Raw genomic sequence first — 19620 nt, 5'->3', positions numbered from 1 at the left:
ATTTTTAAAAAGGAGGTAAATCTCATGTGGAATACTATTAGTACATCTTTACCCCAAATTTTGGAAGCTGGGTTTAAATATACAATTCCGTTAGCGTTAATTTCTTTTTTTATTGGCTTAGCATTAGCATTAGTAACAGCTTTAATAAGATTATCAGCTACTAAAGGGATTAATATAGTAATAAAGCTTTTTTTTAGATTTTATGTATGGTTGTTTCGTTCAACACCATTGTTAGTTCAATTGTTTATTGTTTATTTTGGACTGCCATATTTAAAAATCAAGGGGTTAACACCAGAAGGAATTAAACTAGATCCTTTTATGGCGGGTGTTCTAACGTTTTCATTAAATACAGGTGCATATGCTTCAGAAACTATAAGAGCAGCAATAGAATCAGTGCCATCAGGTCAATGGGAAGCAGCCGCATCTATAGGAATGACAAGGACACAAACGCTAAAGCGAATTATTTTACCCCAAGCATTGCGTGTTTCAGTCCCACCGTTAGCTAATAGTTTTATTAGTCTGGTGAAAGATACATCGTTAGCTGCATCTATAACAATTGTTGAGATGTTTGAAGTTAGTCAACAGATTGCGGCTGAAAATTACGAACCGTTATTAATGTATTCATTGGTTGCTGTAGTATATGCAATTTTTTGTACTATTTTATCATGGTTGCAAGGAAAGCTAGAGAAAAAATTAAATGCAAGTCATGTTAAAAGAGGAAGTGAAAGTAGATGAAATTAGAGCAGGTAAACAAAACATTTGGTAGTCATCAGGTTTTAAAAAATATTTCGCTAGATTTTCCTAGAGGGAAAGTGACAGTATTAGTCGGTCCGTCTGGCTCGGGGAAATCAACAATATTACGTTCTTTAAATATACTCGAAAAACCAGAAACGGGTACATATGATTTTGATGATTTGCAGATTGACTTTTCTAAAGAGATTAGTAAAAACGATTTATTTTATATAAGGCAAAAAACTGGGATGGTCTTTCAAAGCTATAATTTATTTCCACATTTTACAGTTTTGGAAAACATTATTGAAGGACCAATCCAAGTTTTAAAAAAGAAAAGACCATTTGCAATAAAACAAGCAAAGGAATTATTGATAAAAGTTGGTTTATCAGATAAAGCAAATGCTTATCCTGAGCAACTATCTGGAGGACAGGCGCAACGAGTTGCAATTGCAAGATCATTGGCAATGAACCCAGAGTATATATTATTAGACGAACCAACTTCGGCGCTTGATCCAGAGTTAGAATTAGAAGTTTTGAAAGTCTTATTACAAATTGCTAAGGAACAGCAATCAATGGTTATTGTTACACACAATCTGGCATTTGCTAAAAGGGTAGCAGACAAAATTATTTTTGTTGAAGAAGGAAATATTATCTATGATGGGTCTGTTGAAAATTTTTTTGATCCAGATACTAGGAACGCGAGAATTAGTCAATTTATCTCATCAATGACATTTGAAAATTAAAAGTAAAGAGAAGGTATTGTTATGAATTTCAAAAAAGTATTATTAAGAACGGGGTTAGTTTTAGGAACTGTATTAGTTGCAACAGTATTAACAGAGGCAGGACAGAAGGCAGATGCAGCTACATATAGTGGAAATTTAGTCAACAAAAGTGAATTAACAATTGGACTAGAAGGCACGTATAAACCTTACTCATACCGAGCAAATGGGAAATTAACGGGCTTTGAAGTGGATTTAGGTAAAGCTTTGGCTAAGCAATTGGGCTTAAAAGCTAAATTTGTTCCAACTAAATGGGATTCTTTAATTGCTGGTGTGGGTGCTTCAAAATATGATGTAGTTTTAAATAATATTACGGAAACAGCTGAAAGAAAGAAAAACTATATTTTCTCAAATCCATATATTTATTCTCGCTATGCTTTAATTACTCCAAAGAAAGCAAAGATAACAAATATCAATAAAATAAAGAATAAAACTTTTGCAGAGGGGACTGGGACTAATAATGCAATTTTAGCTAAAAAATATGGAGCCAAAATTGTTTCATCTGGAGAGTTTTCAACAAGCTTATCTCTAATTCGTCAAGGCCGGGTTGACGGGACAATTAATTCAGCTGAAGCTTATTATGCATATGCTAAATCTAATAAAACTAGTGATCTTAACTTTAAGGATTTATCAAAACAGGTTGCACCAGTTAAGGTTTCAGCATTACTTAATAAAAACAATACAAAATTGCAAAAGCGAATTAATAAAGCACTTAAGACATTACGTAGTAATGGAACATTGAAAAAACTGTCAAAGAAATATTTTGGAGAAGATATAACTAAAAAACCATAACTAAAGTAGATATAGTGAAAAAAAGCTAGCAGAATCAATTGATTCTACTAGCTTTTTTTGTAATAGCTTGTTATTAAGTTAACAAATTAGTTATTAACACCACTTACATGAACAGCAAAAGTTGGTTGATAATATTGGTAACTCTTGACGCTAACTGATTCGCCACTTGTTGGAGCAGCAATATAAGAAGTACCGCCAATGTAGATACCTACGTGATATGATGATCCTTTAGAACCCCAGAACAATAAGTCACCAGCTTTAGCTGAAGAAACTGACATAGATGTTCCAACTAATGATTGAGATGCTGCAGTCCGTGGTAAACTAATACCAAAGTGTGCATATACATATTGTGTAAAGCCAGAGCAGTCAAATCCTGAAGTTGTCGTTCCACCATATAGATATGGAATACCTGTCAATGTTTCAGCGTATGATACGATTGAACTGCCTGAAACAGATGATGTAGAAGTAGAACTAGTTGTCGATGAAGAAGTTGTTGTTGCAGTAGTTGACGAACTAGAAGCTTTTGATGAACTTGCAACAGAACTGGAACTTGAAGTAGCAGCTGTACTTGTTGTAGCAGTATCTGCTGCAGTAGCGGTAGTTGTTGAACTAGAGCTTGTTGTAGCAGCACTTGTAGTATCTGTTGTTGTTGAAGGTGTCTTTGTAGGATCATTGATAGTTAATGTTTGTCCTACCTGCAAAGATGAACCCAATGAGTTAGCAGCGCGCAATGAAGCGACTGTAACACCATATTCTTGAGCAATTGTATATAATGAATCACCAGATTCAACAGTATATGTAACATGGTTAGATGAAACATAGGCGCTTGAAGAACTACTATCTGTAGTTGTTGCAGAAGAACTAGCTACAGAACTACTTGTTGCAGCAGTAGAAGCAGCAGTAGAAGTTGTTTCAGAAGCGGTTGATGTAGCAGTAGAAGCGGTTGATGTTGTTTCAGAAGCTGTAGAAGCTGTTGAAGTTGTGCTTGTACCGCTAACTTTTAAAACGTCACCAACGTGAATTAATGTTGTATCTTCTGAGAGTCCATTTAACTCACGCAAGGCAGCAACTGTTGTATTGTATTCTTGTGCAAGCTTCCATAAGGAATCACCACTGGCAACTGTAACTTGTGTTGTATCAGAAGAAGTTGTCGAAGATGATGTTGTATCAGAAGAAGTTGTAGGAATTGTTAATGTTTGACCTACTGTAATTAAATGAGTTGATTGATTTACATTATTTGAAGTTTCGATTGACTTAATTGAGACACCGTATTTTTGAGACAAAGCCCACACGGAATCGCTTTTGACAACTTTATATGTTGTATCGGCATTTGCAGTAGTTGATGATGCTAAGAATAAACCAGCCGCACCTACTGTACCAACTAAAAGTTTTTTTGTTGTATTATTCAAATTAAATTCACTCCCAATATTATTAGATTCTTTAATCATGACTGTAACCTTATTGTATCTTTTTTATATTGCATTAGGGTTCAAAAAGTGTTACAAAATATGTGGTTTTGTAATAAAGTAGAGACTATGGCTTATATATAAACACTTTTTAAAGTAATATAAGTTTTTATTAACAAGAAATATTTTGTTGTAATGCTGTAGCAAAGGGATTCTTTAATTCAAGGGTGAGTAGAATAACTAATATTTATTTTTTAAATTATTACGATAATGTTACGCAAAATTAAAGTTTTAAAGTGACAATAAAATGTTAATAGAATAGGGAAATATGCTTTTTGAATTTTAGCAAAATATATAAATATATTAATTGTAATGTTACAAAAATATTAAAAGCGATTATACAATGTTTACAGTCTACCACCATTTAAAAATAGACATACTAATCAAATAGGAATATACTAAATAGTTTATAAAATTTATAATATGAAAATAAGATTAAATATTGCAGTTGAAAGTCAGATAGGCTATATTTAAAGAGCAAGACAAATGTTTAGAATGAGAAAATGTTAGTTTTGTGAGAATATTTTAAGAGAAAGAAGTGGAGATAGTGACACGTATTTATAATTTTGCAGCTGGACCGGCGGTGTTGCCGACATCAGTTATCAAAAAAGTACAAAGTGAGTTGTTGTCGTTTCAAAATAGTGGCATGAGTGTACTGGAGATTAGTCACCGCTCCTCTCTTTACACAGATATGGTACAAGAAGCAGAAGCTGATTTACGTACTTTGATGGATATTCCTGCAAATTATGATGTTTTATTTCAACAAGGTGGAGCTACTTTGCAGTTTACAGCTGTTCCTTTGAACTTAGCAAATAAAGCTAATTGCATAGGCTTAATAGATTCAGGACATTGGTCACAAAGAGCGGCCGAAGAAGCAAAATTAGTTGGTAAAGAAATTAATATTATAGCTAGTGGTGCGAATAGTGATTATACGCAATTACCACAAGAAATAGCTTTGAATCAAAAATATGATTATGTGCATATTACTACAAATAATACGATAGAAGGAACGATGTATTGTCAATTACCGGATGTAGAAAATAATCTATTAGTTGGAGATATGTCTTCGAATATTTTAGGCCAGAAATATAATATTCGCGATTTTGGGCTGGTGTATGCGGGAGCGCAAAAAAATATTGGACCAGCAGGGTTAACCGTAGTTATTGTAAGACATGACTTGATTGGACAAGTCTCAGGGTTACCTTCTATGTTAGATTATGCGAAACAAGTTACTAAAAAATCAGCACTTAATACACCACCTGTATTTGCTATTTATACAGCAGGTCTGGTGTTCAAATGGCTACTTGAACTTGGTGGAGTAGATGCTATACAAAAATTAAACGAGCAAAAAGCACAAGTTTTGTATGATTATTTAGATAATTCAAAATTATTCAAAGCTGCTGTAGCTAAAAAAACAGATCGTTCGACAACAAATATTCCATTTGTGACGGGAGACGCAGCTTTAGATGCACGATTTGTTGCACAAGCGACTGAGAATGGTCTTTTAAATTTAAAGGGACATCGTTTAGTTGGTGGAATGCGTGCTAGTCTATATAACGCATTTCCGCTTGAAGGGGTACAGGAATTAGTTAGATTTATGGAACAATTTGAACAAACAGTGGGGGACAATAAATAATAATGGATATTAAAACGTATAATGTAATAGCTGAAGAAGGATTAGCAGAATTTCCTAAGAAAATATACACAATCAACCAGAGTCAACGACCAGATGCATTGTTGATTAGAAGCCAAGATATGCACAAGACACCATTTGGAACTAACATATTAGCAATTGCAAGAGCAGGAGCAGGAGTTAATAATATTCCGTTGGTTACTGCAACTGATATGGGAACAGTTGTTTTTAATACACCAGGTTCAAATGCTAATGCAGTAAAAGAGTTGATTGTAGCGATGCTCTTACTAGCTTCTCGGCCAGTTGTGCCAGCAATAAATTGGGCACATAAGTTAGGTGGGGCAGATGTTTCTTTACAAACAGAAAAAGGTAAGGATCATTTCGCTGGAACTGAGTTGTTAGGTAAATCAATCGGGGTAGTTGGTTTAGGCTCAGTTGGGTCACGGGTGGCTAAGGCAACTGCAGATTTAGGCATGAAAGTTATCGGTTATGATCCTTATATTTCGGTTGAACATGCATGGCAGCTATCAAGTGATATTCCACGAGCAGAGACATTAGAAGAATTATTAGAACAAAGTGATTTTGTAACTATACATATTCCGTATACTGATCGTAACCATAATTTAATTGGTGCTAAACAAATTGAACAAATGCGAGATGGGGCAGTGCTATTAAATTATTCACGTGGTGGAATTGTTGATGATGCGGCCGTCTTGCGTGCTCTTGATGCAGGAAAAATAAGCCAATTTATGACGGACTTTGGGACACCTGCTTTGGCAGCAAATAAAAAAGTTATTGTAACGCCACATTTAGGTGGAACAACAGAAGAAGCAGAAGTGAATGGAGCTAGAATGGCTGCACAAACACTACGTAGATATTTAGAAACAGGTAATATTAACAATTCAGTTAATTTTCCTAGTGTTGACATGCCCTTTGAAGCACCATTAAGATTAACATTAATTCACCGTAATGTACCTAATATGGTTGGACGGATTACAACAATTTTAGCCAACTATAACCTTAATATTGATAATATGATTAACCGTTCCCGGGAGCAAATTGCGTATACAGTTATTGATATGGCAGCAATTCCTACAGAACAATTTGAAGAAATTCGAACTGAGTTGATGACGATTCCAGAAGTTATCCGTGTTCGGATCTTAAAAAATCCCATAACATTTCAATAGAATATGGTAAGATATAGTTACCTTGGCAGGGGCATTTAAACAAGTAATTAGTTTGCAAGGTTTGATGTCTGAAGAGTTCGGGACGAAGGTTCCGGACTTTTTGTTATCCTCTAATATTTGGTGCTAAAATGTACGCTCAAGAGTAGATAGTTGAACTTGATGATGTAAATCAGATAACTAAAAGTCTGAAGGATTCAAGTTATGTTGTTAATATTCTCTAACTAACTATTTTTTTCGTTCAATTAGATAAAAATGCTAAAAATTTGTAGTACAAAAAAGTTGATGATAGTGACCAGTATAGCGTAGTCACTACTATCAACTTTTTGTATGCTTGAAAGTAATAAAGAAGGACAGATATTTAGCTCAAACGAGAAAAATTAATATCCGCGATCTAATTTAAAATCATGTTTTGCAATTGCCTGGAGAACCACGACAATAACGAATGTCTCGATTGGCCAAGAAATAATTTCTTTGGGCAAACGTACAAGTAAAAGAGTATTAAATGGTGTTGTATATAAGACATGAATCCAAAGAGTGGTAAAAAAAACATTTGTAACCAGTATTTGAACTAGTTCATAAATAGCCAATCGCTGCCAACTTAAAGGTTGGTTCCGTAAAAAAGCGCCTGCGATTATTCCGGATATGAAAGCAGAAAAAGTAAAACCAATAAAAAAACTACTGCCAGTTGATAGCAAGGTATTAGCGATTAAGTCATTTAAAACAAGTGCTATTCCACCAAGCCAAGGGCCTAAAAAATAGCCTACCAATGCAGTTGCAATAAAACCTAAACTAATCTTAACCAAGCTGTCAGAACCAATAGAAATTTTACTTAGGACAACTTGAATAGCAACTAGAATGGCAGTGATTGTCAACATACGTACAGTAAGCTTTGGACTACTCCATGTAAGTTTTGTCATAAAAAAACATCTCCCTAAATATATTCAGAGGAGAGCAAGCACCAATATTAGTGATGGTGAATGCGGCACACAAAACGTCGGCTATGACAAAAGCCGTTCTGTCAAAGTTCACATTCCGTTCCTTTGACCCGTAACGCAAGGGTGCCTACCCCTATTGGACAAATATACCAATAAAACTGAGCTGTGTATATAATTAAATTTCAAAAATAAGCAAGAAATCGTTTTTATGTTAAAAAATCTAAAAAGTTATTCCAAAATGCTTATAAAATTAAATGAATTTTCTTTTTTTCGAACAAAAGGCACTAATTGAAAAAAAGGATAATTTTTGTGTTATATTGTAAACGATATAATCTATAAATTTTACTAATTAAGGGGATAATGTTTTATGAAAGTAGCTATTTTTTCTACTTGTGTCGTTGATTTATTTTTTCCTAAAGTCGGCCAAGCAATGACTGAAGTGCTAGAAAGGTTTGGTTGTGATTGCTATTTACCTGAAAATCAAATTTGTTGTGGACAACCCACATATAATAGTGGTTATTTGAAAGAAACAGATAAGACATTACATAATGAAATTGATTCTTTGTTGAGTGTAGATGCTGATTATATAGTTGGCCCAGCGGGTTCTTGTGTTGCGATGTTACGAAGTTATAAAAATAGTTTAAAAGATGATCCTGAATATGCACAAAAGGCAGCTGAATTAGCTGATAAATCATATGAGTTTTCACAGTTTCTTTATCGTGTCTTAGGGGTGGTTGATGCCGGAGCGCAGTTAGATGCTAAAGCCACGTATCATCGTTCTTGCCATATGACTAGATTATTAGGTGAGGCAACTGCACCTTTTGTTTTGTTAGATCATGTAAAGGATTTGGAAATGACACCATTACCCAACATTCAAAACTGTTGTGGTTTTGGAGGCACTTTTTCTGCTAAAGAACCAGAAATTTCACAGACAATGGTTGATGAAAAAGTAGACAGTGTTTTAAGCACAAAAGCTGAGATATTAATTAGTGCAGACCCTGCATGTTTGATGAATATAGGGGGACGTTTTAGCCGCAGGGGTGAAAAAATTAAGATTATGCACATTGCTGAAGTGTTAAACAGCAATGTTGATGTTAAGCGAATTAAGTATAAAAAAGATATTGAAAAGGTTGAACAATAAGGGGGTAGTATCATGGGAATTGCTACAAGTACTAAACCTTTCGTTGAGAGAGTAGAAGAAGCTAAGAAAGATAAGTTTATGCAAGCTTCAGTTGCTAAAGCCCAAGATGCACAGTGGGATAAACGTGAAGCAGCCAGAAAAGAGCTTGGTAATTGGGAACAATGGCGTGATTTAGGTGAACAAATTCGCCAGCATGTTATTAAATATTTGCCAGACTACTTAGAAGAGTTTGCTGATAATGTCGAAAAAAAGGGTGGTCATGTTTTCTTTGCTAAAACAGATCAAGAGGCAACTGAATATATAAAAGATTTAGCAGTAAAAAAAGCGGTAAAAAAGGTTGTTAAATCAAAATCAATGGTTTCAACCGAGATTGATTTGGATAAAGAATTAATGAAACTACCAGGTGTTTCCGTGATGGAAACTGATTTAGCAGAATTCATCTTACAAGAAGATAATTGGGATGAACCAACACATATTGTTTTCCCAACTTTGCATAAAAATCGCGACCAAATCCAAAAAGTTTTCGAAAAGCTTGGCTATACAGGTAGTAATGAACCGGAAAAAATGGCTAAATTTGCACGTAAATATTTACGCGAATATTTCTTGCAAGCTGATATGGGAGTTACAGGATGTAATTTTGCGATAGCTGATAGTGGGATGATTAATTTAGTAACTAATGAAGGAAATGCAGATTTGACTATGGCTATTCCTAAAACACAAGTTGTTGTGATGGGAATGGAGAGAATCGTGCCTAGTTTAAAAGAAGCAGAAGTACTTGATAATATGCTCTCTCGAAGTGCAGTTGGACAAAAACTAACTAGTTATTGTTCATTTAGTGGTAAACGCACAGACGATGAATCTGATGGGCCAGATGACTTTCATGTTGTTATTATTGATAATGGACGTTCAAATGCGTTAGGAACCCAGTTTGAATCTGTTTTGCAATGCATTCGTTGTGGTTCGTGTTTAAATGTTTGTCCAGTTTATCGGCATATTGGCGGCAAGGGTTATGGTTCTATTTATCCCGGACCAATTGGTGCAGTTCTTTCACCTGTTTTAGATGGATATGAAGAGTTCGGAGATTTGCCATATGCATCGAGTTTGTGTGCTGCATGTACAGAAACCTGTCCTGTTCGGATACCATTGCACGAACTTTTAATTGAGCACCGGCACGTGATGATGGATAAATTGCATACTGATCATAGTTTAACTAATACGATTATGAAAACAATTGGAGTTGGAACAGGCTCACCAATTCTTTTTAAATCAGCTATGTTTGGCGCAAATACAGCTTCAAAAGTTGTCTCGCATCATGACCATGATTCTGTAGCGGGCTTTTTATATGAAACTGGTAGAATTGGAAAATTGCATAAACCGGTACCCAAATTTGCTCGAGGTTGGACAGATATTCGTGATTTACCACAGCCTGCTAAAAGTCATGAGAATTTTAGACATTGGTTCAAAAAGCACAAGCAAGAGCAAGCTGCTAAGGGAGGGAAATAGTTATGGGAAATGCAAATCGTGAAGAGTTTTTGGATTTTTTAGCTCAAAAAGCTAAGAGACCACGACATCAGTTGCACGAACATCCTTTCCAACCTCTAAATGATCTACCAGAAACTACTTTATCTGGTAAAAGTCAAGATGAGCTATTAGAAATTGCTCAAAAGAATAGTGAAGCAGTTAAAGTTGATTTTAAGAAAGTAACAACTGAGAATTTGGGAAAGTTATTAGATGAATATATAGCAGCAAAGAAAATTAAAAATTTAATTTTGCCAACAACCGATAAATGGAATGAATTTAATTTAGACAAGTGGCAAAAAGAACAAGCCGCAACATATTGGCAACCTCAAGCAGCGCGTGAGGTAAATATAAAAACAGCACAGTCAGCGGATGGAGCAGTTGGATTTGCAGATTATTTATTAGCAGAGTCAGGAACAATTACAGTTGCGACAACTGCTGGTCAAGGGCGTGCGTTTAACTTTTTGCCAACACACTATCTAAGTATTATCAAAAAAAGTGATATTGTACCACGAACGCGGCAAGCAATGGATAAGTATGATTCAGATATAAAAAATGGAGTCCTTAGTACATCGAACATTAATTTTATTACAGGGCCATCAAATTCAGGGGATATTGAAATGGTTTTAGTAGTAGGAGTCCATGGACCACTTGATATGACTTATGTGGTTGTCGAAGATTTATAATAAATAGTGAGCGCGATAAATTAGTTTGAAGAAGCGAAGATAACAGTTATTTCAATAAATAGTCATGTGACGCTTAATTTCATCACGAAATTCAACTATTTATATCAAAAGAATTTCACAAACAGTTCACAAATTTAAACTACTATATAAACATACCCAATAACAAAACTTTTTTTCATAACATATTTACTACTTTTCTTTCCCTAAGAAAAGTAAACTATAATTTATTAAGTATTTTCCCGATACTTAGTAATGTAATAACAACTCCTTTTCTCCGTAGTTTCCCCGGCTGCGGAGTTTTTTGTGTAAATTTATTTTGGATATGATAAGTAGACAAAAAACATGAGATAAAAGCTGAACAAAGTCAATAGTAAAAAAAGGCTAAAAGACGGTTAGCATTATCAATGGAAGTATAAAATAGTTTGTGTAAATAAAAAGCTTATTGAAAAAGGAATCCCTTCCCCGTATGATTAAAGCGTCAAACCAAACCAAAATGGAGGGATTCCCTTGTCCGCTTAAAGGATCGTGAAAGTATCTCAAATAATTTTAAGCAACTACACTCAGTAAGTGATATAACGGCAGGACATCAACTATTAAACAGTTTTTACGATACATGGGAGAAAACAAACTTCAATTTAATTAAAAAGTTAAAATCAATTGAGAATGAATTACTAGCTTTTTTGAGCTTTCCATTAGTTATTCGACCAATAATTTATTCAAACAATATCCTAAAATCAGTAAATAAAAAGATAAAACGCAAAACTAAGTCCAAGGAACAGTTTCCTAATGAAAAATCTTTAGATAATTTCATTGGGGTTCAGATACTTAATTACAACGAAAATAATTTTGAAAGAATTCACAAAGGATTTGGTCAAGTTAAAGATACACTTGAATCACTTTTCGATTAACGAATTATTTTTTACAGAGGAAAGGGACTTTCATTTACACAAATTTCTTGACACTCCCAGATAGCTAGATAAGCTACACCAATTTATTGTAAAAACTAAATGTTTAATTCATCAGTATCACTTATTAAAGAGTCCAAGAAAACTTACTGTACACATTTGCGTTATTATTATACAATTAAAGCATATAAGTACGGTGGTGATAATAATGAATAGTGCACTACAGCATTTTTTAGACAAAAACGGAGGAATCTTTACTAGCCAAGAAGCGGTAAAGGCTGGTTTTCAGAGAAGCACATTGAAATATTTGGTTGATCAAAACGAGTTGGATCAACCAATGCGCGGATTATATAGCGATCCTAATCAGCTTGAAGATCCATTTGTGTTATGGCAGAAAAAATATAAACAAGGCGTTTTTGGTGGGGAAACTGGGTTGTATCTATATCAACTTACAACGAATACTCCGTTTAATTATCATATGTATTTCAAGCAAGGGTTTCATTTTAACCGAATTAATAACGAAGTAATTCCACATTATGTAAAAGCTGATAAGTTTGAAAAAAATATTGAAGTGGTAAAAACCCCATCTCTTAACAATGTGAGATGCTATAGTGTAGAACGATGTCTGGTGGACTTCTGGTCTGAAAATCCAAGTAGTGAGATTGCGTATGAAACACTGCAAGGATATTATCAAACAAAGTTTGATCCATATCTTCTCTCACAACAACTAAGCTCAGCAAAGAGTAGAGGAGTACAATCTCTTAAAACGGCTTTGGAGGCGTTACAAACACAATGGTAATGACATCGAAACAACTAAAAGATTGGATTAAAGCAGAAGCAAAACGTACTGGAACTTCCCCAGCAATCATTCAAAGAGATTTTATATTAGGAAAACTGTTGGAAAAGATATCTGAATCATCCTATAAAGAGAATCTTGTAATTAAGGGAGGATATGTATTACAATCCGTCCTCGGTATTACTAATAGAACAACAGAAGATTTAGACACCACTATCATTAACCGAGCCAATAGTATAGAAACTATGTACGATTTTTTAGAGAAAGTGTTCAAAAATCCTACCCCTGAAGGAATTGAATTTAAGGATTTCAAAATTGATAACACACGGGAAGTAGCAAACTATCCGGGTTTTAGAATTAGAGGATTTGCATATATTGAAAAGATGAGAGTTCCATTCCGTATGGATATTACTGCTGGAGATGCGATTATTCCATCACCAGTACGTTTCAAACATCAATTGATGTTTGAAGATAAAATAATTAATGTATTAGCATATCCTTTGGAACAAATCTTGGCAGAAAAATTACAAACAGTTTTATCACGTGGCACATCCAATAGTCGCGGAAAAGACTTCTATGACTTGTATGCACTGCCTCAAAAATTTCGAATTAACTATCATGATTTAATACGCTCGTTTAATGCTACAAATGAGGTACGACATACGAAATTTACACAACCACAAATTCATCAAATTCTCACACAGATCCGTGTCGATCCTGAGCTTAATGCCATGTGGAATCGATATCGTTCGATGCCTGAAAATCAATATGCGCGGGACATTAATTTCGATCAGATCGTAAATTCAATTGAAAAACTGTCACATAGTGAACAAAAAATGATAGGTAATGCACATTCAGTTACCAAGAAAAAAAGATAAATTGAAGAAACTCCACCATATCCCAAAGTTGAAATATACTTTGGCTTTTTTAGGTGAAATATCTGAATTCTCAGTGTTGTTTTATATTTACAATATCAAAAGAAAACGGGTGTGAAAATAATTGGAAATAGCAACGACATTAGAAATAACGATATACAAAATTTCGCACAGCGGGTTGTCAGTGATAAAGGTGGAAATCTGCATGATGAAATTTTTAATTTTAATCTGAAAAATGATACCAACGATTATTCAGATTAAAAACTAGCAATTCTTAGTGGTTCAAGATTACTCCGTCGCGCTCGCCGAGAACAGGATAAGTTTGATATCGAAAATCTACTTGGTGATCAACTATCACTTAGTAATATTAGCACTGACAAGATGTATGTTCTGGAAACAGTTTATACAGATCCAAGTACTAAAAAATCACAAACCGTCGAGTATACAGGCTTAACAGAATTGAAGAACGATCTGATTAATGAAGAAAACCTAATCACTAGGAACTTGAATATTAGTGACTAGCACGTTGAAGGGCAATTAGATGAAAAATATGTTATCCGTCGTGGTGATAGGTATTATCGTAAATTAACCTATATGAAATATGCCAACAATCAGTTTGATGAATTGTCTTGGAGCCGCAATTTTAAAGATGCTAAGTTATTTGATATATTACCTGAAGCAGAGAAGTTACAGAATTGGTTACAAACTGGATACATTCATAAAATCACACGATAAGAGATGGGTACTCAAAAATTAAAACAAAATTAAAAGGCAAGTCACCGGTACAATACCGAGAACTTGCCAATCAGTTAGCAGCTTAATTTAGTTGTCCAAACTTGTGGGTTCACTTCACCTTTTTTATTTATTCTTAAAATAAAAAGTAATAATTACCATTTACAAAAAGATTTGTATGAGTTATTATTTTAATTGTAATGATTACTATTTATATGAAAAGGAAAAGATAAAATGGCAAAAAAATCTAAAATGGCAAAACTTGAAAAGCAAAAAGCTTTAGTTTTGAAATATGCAGAGAAAAGAAAATATTTAAAAGAAATAGGAGACTATCAAGGACTGAGTAAGCTCCCTCGAAATAGTTCAGCAGTGAGGTTACACAATAGAGATGAGTTAGATGGCAGACCACGAGGATATATGCGCAAGTTTAAAATGTCTAGAATAAATTTTCGAAACTTAACTTTGAAAGGTGAAATTCCTGGAGTTAAAAAAGCAAGTTGGTAAGAGAACAAGAGAGGTGATGTAAATGGCAGTACCAGCAAGAAAGACATCGAAGAGTAAGAAGAATAAGCGGAGAACCAATAAAGGTCTTGCAATGCCTACATTTTCAATAGATGCTTCTACAGGAGAATATCATCGTAGTCATCACTATTCATTAGAAGAAATAAAAAAACGTAAGCAATGAGGGATGTAGATGGAAATTATTTATCCAAGTTTAGTTGAGCAAGCCGTTGAAAATTTTAGTAATGGTGAAGATGTTACTTTAGAATATAAAACCAAAATTTACCGAGATTTAATTGAGGATTAAATTATTGATGAATTTGGCTTTCCCACCAAACAGGCATTAGAAAAAGGTTATGTAGAAAGTGTTTCAGAAGAACCTTATCTTGAATGGAATGATTTTCTTGAGATGTACCCAGTTTTCGAAAAATATAATAAAAACGAGTTTGAAATGATTAATGGGTTTTGGGAAGTATCTCTAGAATTTAGAGACTGTTTAATACAAGAAATACAAAAAGATGTTTTGAACTATAGTCAAAAAGAACAAATCCAAGAATTTTTAACAGGTAGGTAGGAAGAAAATGCGCAATAATATTATTCTAGAATGTATGATAACAGGTGAACGTTTATATTTAACGAGCAAAAACAAACGTAATAATCCTGAAAAATTAAAATTGAAGAAATATTCCCCAAAGTTACGTAAAAAAGCATGGTTTGTTGAAGTAACTACGAAGTAAGTTGAGGTGAAAAATGGAGAAAATGACATTAGCAACAGCATATCGTAAATTAAAAAGTTCCAATATAAAAACCAAAAAGCGTGCACTTAAGTTCATTCATCAAGAACGTAGAACCAAGAGAAAATAGCATGGAGTTTATTTGTATGGATAACTAAATATAAAACAAAGCCAAGAGAACCGATTCTCTTTATTTTTCATCGTTACAATCGTTGAACGAATTATGATAGCTGACAGCTTAACGATTAGCATCCTGATTTTGAAATACCTCTTAATTGTTAGATATAGAAACTAACAATTATGGGGTATTTTTAGGTTCTATAATATAGGGTACTGAAAGAAAAAATGTTCTATCGATTTCATGGATAAAACAAGCCCATCAGTTTTCGAAGAATTTAGAAAATTGGCGGGCATTTTATGAATTACTAGGTGTTCATATAGACATCGACAATCAATAAAAGTAATATTATAAATAAAAAAAGGAATCTAGGCAAAGTGCATATATCAGTAAAAATAGAAAACATCATAAAAAAAATTATTACCGCACATCCGACAAGTACATTATCAATTGGGGTTTCTTATCGTAAAGAAATATCATGGCAGACCTATGGAAATAGAACTTGTTTAAACGAGAAAAAGTTACCAAATTATGAAATTGGTTCATTAACGAAAGTTTTTACAGCTTTTTATTTTATTAAATTGTTCCAGAAAAAAAGTGTGACGAGTCAAACTAAAGTAAATGAGGTTATTTCTAGTTTACCTGAAAAAAATTACCCAACAATTAGTGCCTTATTGATGCATCGGTCGGGTTATGGTTATTTAACGCCTTTGAAATTAAATGATTTTATTAAAATTATTAAGCACAAAGGAACTCGTCAATATAATCCTTACGAGAGCAATATGTGTTCTAATTGTGTTGAAAATATCTTGATTCACAAAAGGGTTACTACTAGACATAGGTATGTATATTCTAATTTTGGATATGCTGTTTTGGGTCTTATCATTGCAAGATTAGAAACTGATAGCTATGAAAATTGTATGAATTTGTTTTTGAAGGACAAATTAGAATTAACTGAGACCAACTTTGGAATGGAAAATTTATTGCCAGGATATTTTCAAAATAAAAATTATGGTAATTGGCAATGGGATAACTGTGAAAACAATGTTGGTAAGGCTGCTGGAGGGCTTAAATCCAATATAATAGATATGCTGAAATTTTCAAATAAATTATTTATGGAACCAGTTTTTCAAGAACGACCAGAATCATTTTCGTTAATGGGAATGGTTAGAGAAAAAGAAGGGCTGTGGCTAAAAGTCGGACAGACTGGGACACAATTATCAATTATGGTAATTGATATCAATAATAGCGCAGCGGCGGTTGTTTTAATCAATTGTTTAAGTAAGCATTGCATTTCTTTAGCCAATGAGTTGTTGCAAGAAGTGATTAAAGAATAACTGCTTGAACATTATATCAATTGAGATAATGACGATTGAATTTCGCTTAAAAAAAGGTACGCTCCCGATTGAGTATCGGAAACATACCTTAGTAGCATAAAAATATCTAGTTTTGTTGCATTTTACAATTACTTATGTGCATTTTGAATCTTTTCATATAAGATAGCAACACCATAAACAACACTTTCGATTGCGGTAATAAAGAAACTGACAGGCCAATTCGTTAAATAGCTGAGATAAAGACCAAGCCAGACTCCAAGTAAAGCAAAAGCACAAGTTAGTGCAATCATTTTACCTAATGAATGGACAAAATATTTAGCAGCTGATGCTGGAATAGTAAGCAATACAAAGATTAAAAGAGAACCAACGATTTGAGCAGTAACACTAATTGTTAAAGCTAGTAAGATAAGAAAAATAATAGAAACTAACTTATTATAACGTTGATTATATTCTGCACCTTGACCGTCAAAAGAATTATATGCTAGACGTCTGAAAAGTAGCATAATCGTAATTAATAGGATAATGCTTAAGAAAATCAGTGTGTGTAGATTAGATGCATCGATTCCAACGATACTACCAAACAAGATGCTAGTAGCGTAACTTGATTGTTGCGTTGAAAGAGAAAGAAATAAGATTCCAAGACCTAAGAAAAGGCCTGAAAACACACTAATGGAGGCTTCACGCCGGCCTAGCTTTTCACCAGAAAGACCAATTAAGATGGCACTAGTGCTTGTAAAAAGCAACATTCCCAAAAGCGGCGAGATACCTAGAAAAACACCAAAAGAGGCGCCTGAAAAGCCAATTTCAGATAAGGTATGTGTGAAAAAAGAAGTTTGTCTTGCGACGACAAAAACGCCCATAAAACCGCAGATAAGGGCTATGAAGATTCCAGCAGTAAATGCATAACGCATAAAAGCATAGTAAAACATTAGTCAAGGCCCTCCTTTTTAAGTAGTGTACCTGACTGATTCGATAAGTGCAGTTCATAATCAGCGTATTGCTCAATCAAATCAGGATCATGCGTAATAAAAATAATGGTAAGGCCACGGGTAGCCATTATTTTTTTTAATAACTTTAGCAGTTCATGTTTACTGATAACATCAAGGCTAGCTGTGGCTTCATCAAGAATTAATAATTCAGGATTAGCACATAGTGCCTGAGCAAGATAAGCACGTTGTTTTTCACCACCAGAAGAACGGCCTAAAGGTTGCTTTTCTATATTAGACAAGTTTGTTTCGGTGAGGATTTGAGTAAGTGTTGTTTTCATTTGTGGTGAATTCCAAGGTAGAATTCTTTTTTTAAATCCAAGTGAAACAAAATCATGAATGCTTAAAGGAAATTCATCATCAATATTACGTAATTGGGGTACATATTGAATTTGATCACGCTGAATACTAAATTGCACATGTTGCGTAAAGTGATTATCTAAATCTTGTAAAAGATGCTTAATAAGCGTAGTTTTACCTACTCCATTTTCTCCAGTAACACACGTTAATTTATGAGCTGGAATTTCAAATTTAAGATTTTTAAAAAGTGTTCGATTAGGAATTTCTAAATTTAGGTTTGTTACTTTTAAAATCGAATCCATATTGTACCGCTAGGACAAAAGTTGTCCAATTCCTTTCATGAAATATATAAAATATTACTAGTGGGAAGATGAAACATTTCTCACTAGTAATTATAAATGAATATTGAATTTAAAAACATGATTATAGTAATTTTCAAATATAAAATTAACTATTTTGAATTTTAAGAACTTGTTTATATTCGGAAGTCATCCATTGAATATAGTTCTTTCCGGAGGGTAGAGTTTCTGTTACTTTAACAACGGGAATGTTGTTTTCCTTACATAATTTAACGATATTATCAATGATTTTACTATCCGTTTGGATGTTTTGTACAAAGAAAGCAATTTTATGGTTTTTAATAGCTGTTTGCAAATCTTTAATATCGGAGTAAGAAGGATCCGTTCCGTCTTCTGTAGCTTTTGCAAAATGGTTATTAATAACCGTATATCCCATGGCTTGCAGTGCATAATCAAAGACAGGTTCGCTGACGGCTACTTTTTTGCCATCGCTATTTTTCTTTATTTTAGCAAGCATGGTATTTAAAGTAGCTAATTTTGCTTGATATTTTTTAGCATTTGCTTCAAATTGTTTTTTATGTTTTGAATCTAATTTACCATATTCAGTTGCTAAAGCTTGAGCAACTTTTGCCATGGTATTTTTTTTGTACCAAAGATGTTCATTTGCGCCAATTTTTTGTTTAGTAATTGAGGCAACAGAAAGATATTTACTACCTCCAAGTTTTTTTACCCAAGTATCGTATTCTAAGCCGTTATATAAAACAAGATCACTATTAGCTACAACTTTAGCAACTTTTGTTGTAGGGCTGTATTCATGTGGATCAACACTGGGGTTTTTGATAATAGATGTAACTGTACCATATTTTCCCAAAACTTCTTTAGCAACTTGACCATAAAAATCAGTCGTAGCTACAATTTTTAAGTTGCCACTGCTAGCAGAAGTAGAAGCCTTTTTGGAGCAGGCTCCTAAGCCTAAAGCAAGTGTCACTAAAGCTAGAGCGGAAAGCAATAGAGTTAGTAATTTCTTCATATAAATATTCTCCCTTAATAAGTAATGTAATGATTACTCTTTAGATAGTAACTAAGAAAAAAAAGCGTGTCAAGTAAGAAAATGGCTATAACGGAGGCCATTACACTTTAGAAAGATTGCAAAATTAGAAGAAAAGAG

At 33.7% G+C, this 19620-nt stretch carries 20 protein-coding genes, 1 pseudogene and 1 riboswitch; of the genes and pseudogenes, 16 read left to right on the top strand and 5 right to left on the bottom strand.

Annotation, left to right across the window (positions count from 1 at the left end; all coding sequences use genetic code 11):
• Nucleotides 1–24 precede the first annotated feature (24 nt).
• Genes LB941_RS09585 through LB941_RS09575 form a run of 3 tightly spaced genes read left to right on the top strand, consistent with a single transcriptional unit; the run spans nucleotide 25 to nucleotide 2303 of the window.
• Nucleotides 25–735 (top strand): amino acid ABC transporter permease, encoded by a 711-nt coding sequence (locus LB941_RS09585; protein WP_253361591.1) that lies wholly within the window; start codon nucleotides 25–27, stop codon nucleotides 733–735.
• The gene (locus tag LB941_RS09580; protein WP_253361589.1) at nucleotides 732–1475 is read left to right on the top strand and encodes an amino acid ABC transporter ATP-binding protein; all 744 of its coding nucleotides are present in this window, start codon (nucleotides 732–734) and stop codon (nucleotides 1473–1475) included. Before LB941_RS09585 ends, LB941_RS09580 begins: the two co-directional genes overlap by 4 nt.
• 21 nt (nucleotides 1476–1496) lie before the next feature.
• The gene (locus LB941_RS09575; RefSeq protein WP_253361587.1) at nucleotides 1497–2303 is read left to right on the top strand and encodes a transporter substrate-binding domain-containing protein; all 807 of its coding nucleotides are present in this window, start codon (nucleotides 1497–1499) and stop codon (nucleotides 2301–2303) included.
• 86 nt (nucleotides 2304–2389) lie between these two features.
• On the opposite strand, the gene LB941_RS09570 is transcribed toward LB941_RS09575, so the two are convergent.
• The gene (locus tag LB941_RS09570) at nucleotides 2390–3712 is read right to left on the bottom strand and encodes a C40 family peptidase (protein WP_253361585.1); all 1323 of its coding nucleotides are present in this window, start codon (nucleotides 3710–3712) and stop codon (nucleotides 2390–2392) included.
• A gap of 604 nt (nucleotides 3713–4316) precedes the next feature.
• Between LB941_RS09570 and serC the strand changes: the two genes are divergently transcribed.
• Nucleotides 4317–5405, top strand: coding sequence for a 3-phosphoserine/phosphohydroxythreonine transaminase (serC, locus tag LB941_RS09565; protein WP_253361583.1), 1089 nt, complete (start codon nucleotides 4317–4319; stop codon nucleotides 5403–5405).
• A 2-nt stretch (nucleotides 5406–5407) separates the two neighbouring features.
• A complete protein-coding gene (locus LB941_RS09560; protein ID WP_425270532.1) occupies nucleotides 5408–6589 on the top strand; it encodes a phosphoglycerate dehydrogenase in 1182 nt (393 codons plus the stop codon).
• Nucleotides 6590–6966: 377 nt separating this feature from the next.
• Here the strand turns inward: LB941_RS09560 and LB941_RS09555 are convergent, their stop codons facing one another.
• Entirely contained in the window at nucleotides 6967–7506 is a 540-nt protein-coding gene (locus LB941_RS09555; RefSeq protein WP_253361581.1) for a folate family ECF transporter S component, read from the bottom strand.
• A gap of 53 nt (nucleotides 7507–7559) precedes the next feature.
• Nucleotides 7560–7661, bottom strand: a riboswitch (THF riboswitch).
• A gap of 230 nt (nucleotides 7662–7891) precedes the next feature.
• On the opposite strand from LB941_RS09555, the gene LB941_RS09550 reads away from it, so the two are divergent.
• From LB941_RS09550 to LB941_RS09500, 11 genes and pseudogenes are all read left to right on the top strand, one after another.
• Entirely contained in the window at nucleotides 7892–8665 is a 774-nt protein-coding gene (locus LB941_RS09550) for a (Fe-S)-binding protein (RefSeq protein ID WP_253361579.1), read from the top strand.
• 12 nt (nucleotides 8666–8677) lie between these two features.
• Nucleotides 8678–10168: a LutB/LldF family L-lactate oxidation iron-sulfur protein gene (locus LB941_RS09545; protein ID WP_253361577.1), complete on the top strand. Its 1491-nt coding sequence runs from the start codon at nucleotides 8678–8680 to the stop codon at nucleotides 10166–10168.
• Nucleotides 10169–10170: 2 nt separating this feature from the next.
• The gene (locus LB941_RS09540; protein WP_253361575.1) at nucleotides 10171–10869 is read left to right on the top strand and encodes a LutC/YkgG family protein; all 699 of its coding nucleotides are present in this window, start codon (nucleotides 10171–10173) and stop codon (nucleotides 10867–10869) included.
• 503 nt (nucleotides 10870–11372) lie between these two features.
• Nucleotides 11373–11777 (top strand): annotated as a pseudogene (locus LB941_RS09535) (transposase); the annotation flags it as partial.
• Between the two features lie 205 nt (nucleotides 11778–11982).
• Complete coding sequence (locus tag LB941_RS09530) at nucleotides 11983–12573, top strand: type IV toxin-antitoxin system AbiEi family antitoxin domain-containing protein (RefSeq protein WP_253361573.1); 591 nt, start codon at nucleotides 11983–11985, stop codon at nucleotides 12571–12573.
• Nucleotides 12567–13448: a nucleotidyl transferase AbiEii/AbiGii toxin family protein gene (locus LB941_RS09525; protein ID WP_253361571.1), complete on the top strand. Its 882-nt coding sequence runs from the start codon at nucleotides 12567–12569 to the stop codon at nucleotides 13446–13448. Before LB941_RS09530 ends, LB941_RS09525 begins: the two co-directional genes overlap by 7 nt.
• A 963-nt stretch (nucleotides 13449–14411) precedes the next feature.
• The gene (gene rpsN / locus LB941_RS09520) at nucleotides 14412–14681 is read left to right on the top strand and encodes a 30S ribosomal protein S14 (RefSeq protein WP_253361569.1); all 270 of its coding nucleotides are present in this window, start codon (nucleotides 14412–14414) and stop codon (nucleotides 14679–14681) included.
• Nucleotides 14682–14703: 22 nt separating this feature from the next.
• Nucleotides 14704–14862 (top strand): 50S ribosomal protein L32, encoded by a 159-nt coding sequence (gene rpmF, locus LB941_RS09515; protein ID WP_253361567.1) that lies wholly within the window; start codon nucleotides 14704–14706, stop codon nucleotides 14860–14862.
• A gap of 397 nt (nucleotides 14863–15259) precedes the next feature.
• Nucleotides 15260–15415: a 50S ribosomal protein L33 gene (gene rpmG, locus LB941_RS09510; RefSeq protein WP_253361565.1), complete on the top strand. Its 156-nt coding sequence runs from the start codon at nucleotides 15260–15262 to the stop codon at nucleotides 15413–15415.
• Nucleotides 15416–15428: 13 nt separating this feature from the next.
• On the top strand, nucleotides 15429–15542 hold the full coding sequence (locus LB941_RS09505) for a putative metal homeostasis protein (protein ID WP_253361563.1): 114 nt from the start codon (nucleotides 15429–15431) through the stop codon (nucleotides 15540–15542).
• A gap of 365 nt (nucleotides 15543–15907) precedes the next feature.
• Entirely contained in the window at nucleotides 15908–16867 is a 960-nt protein-coding gene (locus tag LB941_RS09500; protein ID WP_253361561.1) for a serine hydrolase domain-containing protein, read from the top strand.
• A gap of 128 nt (nucleotides 16868–16995) precedes the next feature.
• On the opposite strand, the gene LB941_RS09495 is transcribed toward LB941_RS09500, so the two are convergent.
• The 3 genes from LB941_RS09495 to LB941_RS09485 form a co-directional block, all read right to left on the bottom strand.
• The gene (locus LB941_RS09495; RefSeq protein WP_253361559.1) at nucleotides 16996–17796 is read right to left on the bottom strand and encodes a metal ABC transporter permease; all 801 of its coding nucleotides are present in this window, start codon (nucleotides 17794–17796) and stop codon (nucleotides 16996–16998) included.
• A complete protein-coding gene (locus tag LB941_RS09490; protein WP_253361557.1) occupies nucleotides 17796–18455 on the bottom strand; it encodes a metal ABC transporter ATP-binding protein in 660 nt (219 codons plus the stop codon). The genes LB941_RS09495 and LB941_RS09490 overlap by 1 nt, the downstream gene beginning before the upstream one ends.
• Before the next feature lie 145 nt (nucleotides 18456–18600).
• The gene (locus LB941_RS09485) at nucleotides 18601–19482 is read right to left on the bottom strand and encodes a metal ABC transporter solute-binding protein, Zn/Mn family (RefSeq protein ID WP_253361555.1); all 882 of its coding nucleotides are present in this window, start codon (nucleotides 19480–19482) and stop codon (nucleotides 18601–18603) included.
• Nucleotides 19483–19620 lie beyond the last annotated feature (138 nt).

Source organism: Ligilactobacillus ubinensis, from assembly GCF_024160875.1.
Classification (GTDB): Bacteria; Bacillota; Bacilli; order Lactobacillales; family Lactobacillaceae; genus Ligilactobacillus; species Ligilactobacillus ubinensis.
The sequence above is the reverse complement of the archived record's forward strand: the minus strand, read 5'-3'. Positions and strand labels throughout refer to the sequence as shown.